Genomic DNA, 395 nt, shown 5'->3' with positions numbered 1-395 from the left:
ACCGGACATATAAACACTGGTCCAGTATCTTCAATAACGACAGCACCCTGACCTCCGCACTTCTGGACCGTCTCTTGCACCATGCCGAAACCATCGTCATTGATGGCAAGAGTTACCGCACAAGGGATGACATTCATGACCACTAAATCCAAAAAAACCCGTCAGGTCACTCCTCCCATGATCGCGGACGACCCTCTGGCTCTTCTGCTCCATGCCCCCATGTCTGATGAGGCCTGCGCTCACATCTGGGAATTCCTCAGTGATCTGGCCTTCTTCTTCGAGAGCGCACGCTTCGCCCAGATTCGCCGCTCACATTGTGCGCAAGGCGACCACAGAGCCAAAACCCCAGACTCCCCACTTCACGATCCAGACCAACTCGAACTCTTTCCCGATAA

General features: G+C 53.9%; 2 protein-coding genes. Both read left to right on the top strand.

Annotation, left to right across the window (positions count from 1 at the left end; translation table 11 throughout):
* Positions 1–146: ATP-binding protein (locus IV91_RS19740; protein WP_160171556.1), on the top strand; the 146-nt coding region annotated here is incomplete at its 5' end.
* Positions 136–395, top strand: a 260-nt coding sequence (locus IV91_RS15835) for a hypothetical protein (RefSeq protein ID WP_035417574.1), incomplete at its 3' end; no start/stop codon positions are given. The genes IV91_RS19740 and IV91_RS15835, both read left to right, overlap by 11 nt.

It is taken from the genome of Ferrovum myxofaciens (assembly GCF_000735045.1).
GTDB lineage: Bacteria > Pseudomonadota > Gammaproteobacteria > Burkholderiales > Ferrovaceae > Ferrovum > Ferrovum myxofaciens.
This window is presented reverse-complemented; position numbering and strand designations above follow the sequence as displayed.